At 70.7% G+C, this 9292-nt stretch carries 8 protein-coding genes; all 8 read left to right on the forward strand.

All coding sequences use genetic code 11. From position 1 onward, the window contains the following. The first annotated feature begins 9 nt into the window (after window positions 1-9). Complete coding sequence (locus P3W75_RS00715) at window positions 10-870, forward strand: alpha/beta fold hydrolase (protein ID WP_276225455.1); 861 nt, start codon at window positions 10-12, stop codon at window positions 868-870. Further along, window positions 867-2264, forward strand: a complete 1398-nt coding sequence (locus tag P3W75_RS00720; RefSeq protein ID WP_276225448.1) for an amidase — start codon at window positions 867-869, stop codon at window positions 2262-2264. Before P3W75_RS00715 ends, P3W75_RS00720 begins: the two co-directional genes overlap by 4 nt. A gap of 183 nt (window positions 2265-2447) precedes the next feature. Next, window positions 2448-3785 (forward strand): Rieske 2Fe-2S domain-containing protein, encoded by a 1338-nt coding sequence (locus tag P3W75_RS00725; protein WP_276225449.1) that lies wholly within the window; start codon window positions 2448-2450, stop codon window positions 3783-3785. 153 nt (window positions 3786-3938) lie between these two features. After that, complete coding sequence (locus P3W75_RS00730) at window positions 3939-4958, forward strand: ring-hydroxylating dioxygenase ferredoxin reductase family protein (RefSeq protein ID WP_276225450.1); 1020 nt, start codon at window positions 3939-3941, stop codon at window positions 4956-4958. Between the two features lie 11 nt (window positions 4959-4969). Beyond that, window positions 4970-6313, forward strand: coding sequence for an acetylornithine deacetylase (locus P3W75_RS00735; RefSeq protein WP_276225451.1), 1344 nt, complete (start codon window positions 4970-4972; stop codon window positions 6311-6313). Continuing rightward, window positions 6306-7058 carry an aspartate/glutamate racemase family protein gene (locus P3W75_RS00740; RefSeq protein WP_276225452.1) on the forward strand — a complete coding sequence of 251 codons (753 nt, stop codon included), beginning with the start codon at window positions 6306-6308 and terminating at the stop codon, window positions 7056-7058. Before P3W75_RS00735 ends, P3W75_RS00740 begins: the two co-directional genes overlap by 8 nt. Then, a complete protein-coding gene (gene iaaH, locus P3W75_RS00745) occupies window positions 7055-8503 on the forward strand; it encodes an indoleacetamide hydrolase (protein ID WP_276225453.1) in 1449 nt (482 codons plus the stop codon). Before P3W75_RS00740 ends, iaaH begins: the two co-directional genes overlap by 4 nt. Before the next feature lie 36 nt (window positions 8504-8539). After that, window positions 8540-9292: SDR family NAD(P)-dependent oxidoreductase (locus P3W75_RS00750; RefSeq protein ID WP_276225454.1), on the forward strand; the 753-nt coding region annotated here is incomplete at its 3' end.

Genomic DNA, 9292 nt, shown 5'->3' on the forward strand with positions numbered 1-9292 from the left:
AACACCACCATGCCCCATGAACTTCCGCCGAGCCGCCACCTGCGGGTGGACGGCGTCAACCTGCATTACCGCGAACTGCCCGGGCCGCCCGGCGCCCCGGCGCTGCTCTTCACCCACGGCGGCGGCCCCGGCAGCGGCGCCTGGAGCAACTTCCAGCGCAACGCCGCAGCCTTCGCCGCGCGCTACCACTGCTACTTCCTCGACCTGCCGCAGTTCGGCGGCTCCGACCGGGTGCCGGTGTCCGGCCCGGTGTTCAGCTGGCACGCGAACAAGCTGCTGGGCTTCCTCGACGGCCTGGGCATCGAGCGTGTGCACCTGGTCAACCAGTCGTTCGGCGGCTGCGTGGCGATCCGCTTCGCCGCCGCGCACCCCGAGCGCGTCGCCAGCCTGGTGCTGATCGCCTCGCAGCCGGTGGCGCGCGGGGTGATGCAGCCGCTGCCGCTGTTCAGCAAGCACGCCGCCGGCTTGCTCGGCGACTACTACCTGGCCGACGGCGGCCCGAGCCTGGAGAAGATGCGCGCGCTGATCTGCCGCTACGAGCTGCACGACGACAGCCGCCTCGACGAGCAGGCGCTGCAACTGCGCTACGAAGACAGCTGCCGGCCGGGCTTCGTCGAGCTGCTGCAGACCCCCGGCGCCTTCGGCGACTGGGAGGACCTGGCGCCGCTGTTCTCCCGCGTGCGCGCGCCGAGCCTGATCTTCTGGGGCCTGCACGACTGGTTCGGCGGCGTCGACGTGCCGATGCTGATGCTCAACCAGTTCGCCGACGCACGCCTGTACGTGATGGGCAACGCCGCCCACCACCTGCAGAGCGAATGCCCCGGCGAATTCAACGCCGCCACCCTGGCCTTCCTCGAGGAACACCCATGAGCGAACCCCTGCATTACCTGGAGATGTTCGAGCTGTCGCTGCTGATCCGCAGCGGCAGGCTGTCGCCGGTGGCAGTCACCGAGATGCAACTGGCGCGCATCGCCAGCCTCGACGACGGCCTGCGCAGCTACGCCACGGTCACCGCCGAACGCGCCCTGGAGCAGGCGCGCGAGGCCGAGCGCGAGCTGGCCCGTGGCGAGTGCCGCGGCCCGCTGCACGGCATTCCGCTGGCGGTGAAGGACCTGTTCCACACCCAGGGCGTACCGACCCGCGCCGGCATGCCGCTGCACGCCGATTTCGTGCCTGCCGAAGACGCCACCGTGGTCGCGCGCCTGCGCGAGGCCGGCGCGGTGCTGCTGGGCAAGCTGCAGATGACCGAGGGCGCCTTCGCCACCCCGCACCCGGACCTGCCGGCGCCGAACAACCCCTGGCACGCCGGCCACTGGACCGGCGCCTCGTCCAGCGGCAGCGGCGTGGCCGTGGCTGCCGGGCTCTGCTACGGCGCGCTGGGCACCGACACCGGCGGCTCGATCCGCTTCCCCTGCGCGGCCAACGGCCTCACCGGGCTGAAGCCGACCTGGGGTCGGGTCAGCCGCCACGGCTGCTTCGAGCTGGCCGCCAGCCTCGACCATGTCGGGCCCATGGCGCGCAGCGCCCGCGACGTGCTCTTCCTGCTCTCGGCGATCGCCGGCCACGACCCGCTCGACCCCACCTCGCTGCCCAGCGTGTGCCTGGAAATCCCCGGCATCCAGGACAGCTTCGAAGGCCTGCGGGTGGGCATCGACGAAGCCTGGCTGAGCGACGGCGTCGACCCGGCGATCCAGGCCGCGCTGGAGCGGGTGATGGCGCTGGTCGCCGAAGGAGGAGGGCGCCTGCTGCGGGTGAAGGTGCCGGACACCCGCGCGGTCAGCGCCAACTGGGAAGCCCATTGCGGCGTGCAGACCGCCGTCGCCCACGCCGCCAGCTATCCCTCGCGCGCCGCCGAATACGGCCCGGCATTGAGCCGCCTGATCGACGGCGGAAGGGCCTTGAGCGGCATGGACTACCAGCGCGTGCTGCTCGACGCGCAGCGCTTCAACGGCGAGCTGGAGGCGCTGTTGGCCGGTGTCGACCTGCTGCTGGCGCCGGTGCAGCCGTTCGCCGCGCCGAGCCACGAACAGCTCGCGGCGCTGGCCCAGGACCCGGAGCTGAACCGCCGGCTGATCCAGTTCACCGCGCCCTTCAACGTCAGCGGCCACCCGGCGCTGAGCCTGCCCTGCGGCTTCACCGAGGCGGGGTTGCCGCTGGGCTGCCAGTTCATCGCCAACAAGGGCGGCGAGGCGGTGCTGTGCCGCGCCGGCATGGCCCTGCAGAAGCGCAGCGACTGGCACCGCCAACATCCCCCCGGCCTCTGAGGCCGCCCCTTCGGGCGTGCCTCGCGGCACGCTCGACAGCCCCGCCGAATACTTCTTGCACTGCCGGGATAAGGCCCTCGGTCCAGGGAGCGCCAGAGCCCCGACCCACTCCCTAGGATGGCTCCAACAGCGTCGCCGGCGGTTCGGCGGCGCGACTCTCAACCGCCTAGCAAGGGGTACTCCATGTCCGACCAACCCATCATCCGTCGCCGTGTGGTACAGCACGGGATCAGCGACGCCCGCGTCAACAACAGCAAGACCCAGAGCCAGTACCAACCCTACAAGGACGCCGCCTGGGGCTTCATCAACCACTGGTACCCGGCGCTGTTCAGCAACGAACTGCCCGAGGACGAAGTGAAGGGCATCCAGATCTGTGGCGTGCCCATCGTGCTGCGCCGGGTCAACGGCAAGATCTACGCGCTCAAGGACCAGTGCCTGCACCGTGGCGTGCGCCTGTCCGAGAAGCCCATGTGCTTCAACAAGAGCACCATCTCCTGCTGGTACCACGGCTTCACCTTCGACCTGGAGAGCGGCAACCTGGTGACCATCGTCGCCAACCCCGAAGACAAGCTGATCGGCACCACCGGCATCACCACCTACCCGGTGCAGGAAGTGGCGGGGATGATCTTCGTCTTCGTCCGCGAGGACGACTTCCCCGACGCCGACGTGCCGCCGCTGGCCGACGACCTGCCGTTCCGCTTCCCGGAAAACACCGAGCGCTTCCCGCACCCGCTGTGGCCGGCCTCGCCGGGCGTGCTCGACGAAAACGCCATGGCCCTGGGCATGCACCGCACCGGCTTCGGCAACTGGCGGATCGCCTGCGAGAACGGCTTCGACAACGCGCACATCCTGGTCCACAAGGACAACACCATCGTCCACGCCATGGACTGGGTGCTGCCGCTGGGCCTGCTGCCGGCCGCCGACGATTGCATCCAGGTGGTGGAAGACGAGAAGGGCCCCAAGGGCCTGATGCAGTGGATGTTCACCGACAAGTGGCAGCCGGTGCTGGAGAACAAGCAGCTGGGCCTCAAGGTGGAAGGCCTCAAGGGCCGCTACTACCGCACCTCGGTGGTGCTGCCGGGCGTGCTGATGGTGGAGAACTGGCCGGGCGAGCACATGACCCAGTACGAGTGGTACGTGCCGATCACCGACGACACCCATGAGTACTGGGAAATCATCGTGCGCGTCTGCGACACCCCGGAAGAGCGCGAGAAGCACCAGTACCGCTACGACCGCGTGTACAAGCCGCTGTGCCTGCACGGCTTCAACGACTGCGACCTGTACGCCCGCGAGGCCATGCAGAACTTCTACGCCGACGGCACCGGCTGGGACAACGAGCAACTGGTGGCCACCGACGTCTCGCCGATCACCTGGCGCAAGCTCGCCTCGCGCTGGAACCGTGGCATCGCCAAGCCCGGGCGTGGCGTGGCCGGCGCGCTGAAGGACACCGCGCTGCGCTTCAAGGACACCGCCGACGGCCGCCGGCCGGGCTACGAGGTCATCAAGATCCAGGAGGACTGAGGCGCGACCGCGCCGCCGGGCGCCACGCTTTCCTGCGCTGCCGGGATAAGCGTGCCGTCCCGGGAGCGCGGGCCGCCCGGTCGCCTTCCTAAGATCCGTTCAATGGCGCCGGCCAGGCGCCCACAGCCTTGCTTGCCGCGGAGTCTCGCGAACATGAAAGAACACCAGGTCACCTTCAATTTCGCCGATGGCGTCAGCCGCAGCCTGGCCGTCGCCGAGGGTTCCAGCATCCTCGACGCGGCCCTGGCGGCGGAAGTCCCGCTGCTCTACCAGTGCCGCTCCGGCAGCTGTTCCAGCTGCGTCGCGCAACTGGCCGGCGGCGAGGCGCACACCCGGCCCGGCGCCAGCTCCACGCTGCTGGCCAGCGAATACGCCAGCGGCCAGCGCCTGCTCTGCGTGTGCCAGGCGCAGTCGGACTGCAGCTTCGACCTGGGCTACGGCAGCGAGGTCGGCGCCGGCGCGGCGGTGCAGGTCAACGCCTTCATCGATTCGGTGGAACGCATCGCCAGCAACGTGGTGCGCCTGACCCTGGAACTGGCCGACGGCGACTGGCTGGAATTCCGCCCCGGCCAGTTCATGCAGATCGAGGTGCCCGGCTTCGGCGTGCTGCGCAGCTACTCGCCGGCGAGCACCTCGGCGACCCTGCCGAAGCTGGAGTTCCTGGTGCGCCTGCTGCCCGGCGGGGCCATGTCGAGCTTCCTCGAAGAGCAGGCGCAGCCCGACCAGGTGCTCAGCCTCTCCGGCCCCTACGGGGCGTTCTTCCTGCGTGAGGAGAAGCGTCGCGCGCCGCACATCTTCGTCGCCGGCGGCACCGGCCTGGCACCGATCCTGTCGATGATCGACAGCCTGCGCCAGGCCAGCGGACGCAAGCCGCCGATGCTCCTGAGCTTCGGCTGCGCGGTGCCCGAGGCGCTGTTCTGCCTGGACGAGATCGAGCTGCGCAAGCAGTGGCTGCCGACCCTGGAAGCGCGCGTCTGCGTGGACCGCGAAGCCAGCGGCGACCTGCACCCGGGCAGCCCGGTCAGCGCCCTGCGCGAGGGCGACGTCAGCGCCGACAGCGTGGCCTACCTGTGCGGCCCGCAACCGATGATCGACGCCGCCACCCGGCGCCTGATCGAGCTGGGCATCGACCCGGCGAACGTCTTCGCCGAGCAGTTCGTGCCGAGCAATTGAGGAGCCATTCCATGCAGCCCACCACCGCGATGCCGTTTTCCGCCCAGCAGATGGACTGGTACGAACGGGCCTGCGCGCGCATCGACGCCAAGCGCCTGCAGAAGCTGCTGTTCGAGCTCAGCGACATCCACAGCCCCAGCGGCGCCACCCGCGCCGCCAGCCAGTACATGGTCGACTACCTCGGCGGGGTCGGCTTCGACGCCGGCTACCAGCCGCTCAGCGACATCAGCGGCAACGTCGCCGCGCGCCGCGCCGGCAGCGGCGGCGGGGCCTCGGTCATGCTCTACGCACCGATCGACACCCACCTGGAAGCCGACGGCAACCAGGAACAACTGACCGGCCCGGCGCCGCAAGCCGACATGCAGCCACGCGCGCGGCAGATCGACGACTGGGTGTTCGGCCTGGGCGCCTCCAACCCCAAGGGCATGATCGCCACCCTCACCGAAGTGGCCACCGCGCTGATCGAGGCCGAGGTGCCGCTGCGCGGCGACCTGCTCATGGGCATGGCCGACGGCGGCATGCCGGTGGACATCTCCGCGCGGCAGCACGCCGGCATGTCCAACGGCGTGCTGCACCTGCTCAACCGCGGCATGTACCCGGACTTCGCGATCATCATGAAGCCGTGGAACTGGGTCTACCACGAGGAGCCGGGCATGGCCTGGTTCAAGCTGCGCGTGCACGGCACCCTCGGCTACGCCGGGGTCGGCCGCGACGTGCCGGGCTTCCGCAGCTCGGTGGTGCCGGCGGCCACGGTGATCCAGGAACTGGAGCGCTGGATCATCGACTACGCCGAACGCAACACCTCCGGGGTGATCAAGCCCCACGGCTGGATCGCCGGGGTGCGCGGCGGCGACGTCGAGCGCCCGGCGTTCCCCTCGGCGGTCACCGAACTGTTCTTCGACGTGCGGGTCAACCCGCGCACCTCGCCGGCCGACGTCCGCGCGCAGTTCGCCGCCTTCGTCGAGGCCCTGCGCCGGCAGCGCCCGGAGCTGGTGCTGAGCTGGGACATGTACGGCTCGGTGCCCGGCGGCAGCACCGACCCGCAGAACTGGATCATCCAGTCCTGCAAGCGCGGCTGGGAACACATCGAGCGCCGCCCCCACGGCATGCCCGAGCTGCTCGGCGGGCAGACCGACGGCGCCGCGCTGCGCCGCTACGGCGTGCCCACCGCGCGCATCGGCTGGCCGTGGCCGGCGCAGGGCGCGCCGCTGCCGGTGGCCGAAGGCCTGGGCGGCATGGGCGCCACCTACGTGCCCGACCTGCTGCCCTGCGCGCGGAAAATCCTCTACGCGCTGGTCGATACCCTCACGCGTTCGCGCGCCGAACTGGGCCTGGAGGCGCACGGCCATGACTAAACGGATCAAGATGATCGTGCCGGTGCCGCTCAGCGAAGAGGCGCGCCAGGCCATGGCCCGGCAACTGCCGCCGGCGCTGCTGCGGGCGGACATCGACGTGGAGTTCGTCGGCTCCGGCCGTGTGCTGAGCCTGGCCGACAGCTACTACGACATGGCGCTCATGGAGCTGGCGGTGATCGAGGCTGGCCTCCGCGCCGAGGAGGAGGGCTTCGCCGCGGTGTGCATCAACACCGTCAGCGACTCCGGCCTCGCCGCGCTGCGCTCGCGCCTGAACATTCCGGTGGTGGCGCCGGGGCAGGCGGCCTTCCACCTGGCCTGCACCCTCGGCCAGCGCTTCAGCGTGCTGACCATGTGGCCGCAGTGGTTCCCGCTGTACCGCAAGACCCTGCGCGAATACGGCCTGGAGGCGCGCCTGGCGTCGATCCGCTCGATCGACGTGCGCCCGGACACCGAGGCGCTGCTGCAAGGCAAGGAGGAAATGGTCTTCGGCCGCCTGCTGGAGGAAGGCCGGCGGGCCATCGAGGAAGACGGCGCCGACGTGCTGATCCTCGGCTCCACCACCATGCACCAGTCCCACGCCTACCTCGCCGAGCACCTGCCGGTGCCGGTGCTCAACCCCGGCCAGGTGGCCTACAAGCTCTGCGAGACGCTGCTCGACCTCGGCCTGAGCCACAGCAAACGCGCCTACCCGGCGCCCGAATCGATCAAGGACCAGGCCTTCGCGCCGGCCGGGGAGCGCCCATGAAACTCTTCCAGTCCAGCCGTGACCACGCCCTCAGCGACCTGACCATCGCCGAAGCGGCGGCGGCCTTCCGCGACGGCGTGCTGACCAGCGTCGAACTGGTCGCCGCCTGCCTCGACCGCGCCGAGGAGGGCAGCGAACTCAACGCCTTCGTCACCCTCGACGCCGCCGGCGCCCTGGCCGCGGCGCGCGCCGCCGACGCCGCGCGGCGCGCCGGCAAACCGGGCAAGCCGCTGAGCGGCATCCCCATCGTGGTCAAGGACAACATCCACGCCGCCGGCCTGCCGTGCACCGCCGGCACCCCGGCGCTGGCCGGCTTCGTCCCGGCCCAGGACGCGCCGACCCTACAGCGCCTGCGCGACGCCGGGGCCATCGTGCTGGGCAAGACCAACCTGCACGAACTGGCCTTCGGCGCCACCGGCTACAACGCCGCCTTCAATACCGGCAGCCGCCCCGGCGTGCGCAACGCCTACGACAGCGAACGGATCGCCGGCGGCTCGTCCTCCGGCAGCGCCGCCGCCCTCGGCGCGCGCATGGCCCTGGCGGCCCTGGGCACCGACACCGGCGGCTCGATGCGGGTGCCCTGCGCGCTGAACGGCTGCGCCTCGCTGCGGCCCAGCGCCGGGCGCTATTCCGGGTGCGGGGTGATCCCCATCGCGCCGAGCCGCGACACCGTCGGGCCGATGGCCCTGTGCATGGCCGACGTGGCCCTGCTCGACGCCCTGGTGACCGGCGACCACGGCCTGCCGCCGGTGGAGCTGAAACGCCTGCGCCTGGGCGTGCCGGCGGAATTCTGGGCCGAACTGGACAGCGATACCGCCGCGCTGGCCAACGCCGCCCTGGCGCGCCTGGGTGAGCTCGGCGTGACCCTGGTGCCGATCGCCGAGGCCGGCCTGCTGGCGCTGAACGAGGCGGTCGGCTTCCCGGTGGTGATCCACGAGGCGCGCCAGGCCATGCGCGACTACCTGCGCGAGCAGGGCCCGGGCATTCCCATCGAGGAACTCGCCAAGGACATCGCCAGCGCCGACGTGCGCGCCATCTACGAACACTGGGTGCTGCCCGGCAAGGTCCCGCAGGGCGACGCCCTGGTGGACGTCGAGCCGCTCTACCGGGCCGCCTGCGAAGGCGGTCGGCAGGCCCTGCGCGAGCGCTACCAGGACCTCTTCGAACAGCACGCGCTGGACGCCCTGGTGTTTCCCACTTCACCCATCGTGGCGCCGCCGGCCGGGCCGCAGGTCAACGAGCCGGAGGTGTTCCTGCGCCTGATCCGCAACACCGAGGCCAGCGCCAGCGCCGGCCTGCCGGGCATCCAGCTGCCCATCGGGCTGGGCCCGCAAGGAGGCCTGCCGGTGGGTCTGGAACTGGACGGCCCGGCCGCCAGCGACCGCCGCCTGCTGGCCATCGGCGTGCTGCTCGAATCCCTGTTCGGGCGCCTGCCGGCGGCCTGAACCACCCCCTTCATCCCACCCCGAGAGGATCATCCGATGCATCTGGATTACCAACTGCAAGACAAGGTCATCATCGTCACCGGCGGCGGCAGCGGCATGGGCCGCGACGCCAGCCTGGCCCTGGCCCGCGCCGGCGCGCGGGTGGTGATCGGCAACCGCAATGCCAAGGCAGGCGCCGACCTGGTCGAGGAAATCGTCGCCGCCGGCGGCCAGGCGCAGTTCCGCGTCACCGACGTGTCCCGCGCCGCCGATTGCGAGGCCCTGGTGGCCCTGGCCATGGACAAGTACGGGCGGCTCGACGCGGCCTTCAACAACGCCGGCCTGCAGCGCGAGTTCAACGACATCCACGAGACCCCGGTGGAGGACTTCTCCGACGTCATCGACATCAACCTCAAGGGCATGCTCTACATGATGAAGTACGAAACCGCCGCGATGCTGTGCAGCGGTGGCGGCGCCATCGTCAACAACGCCTCGATCTTCGGCCTCAAGGCCATGCCCAAGACCGCCTACTACGTCGCCGCCAAGCACGGCATCGTCGGCGCCACCCGCGCCGCCGCGCTGGACTACGCGACCCGCAACATCCGCGTCAACGCCATCTGCCCGGGGCCGATCAAGACCCCCAGCTTCGACCGCGTAACCGGCGGCGACGAGCACATGTACGACGACGGCGTGCCCATGCACCGCATCGGCCAGCCGCGCGAAATCAGCGCGGCGGTGCTCTGGCTACTATCCGGGCACTCGTCCTACGTGACCGGCGCGACCCTGTCGGTGGACGGCGGCATGTGCGCC

Source organism: Pseudomonas citronellolis, from assembly GCF_029335315.1.
Taxonomy (GTDB): Bacteria; Pseudomonadota; Gammaproteobacteria; order Pseudomonadales; family Pseudomonadaceae; genus Pseudomonas; species Pseudomonas citronellolis_A.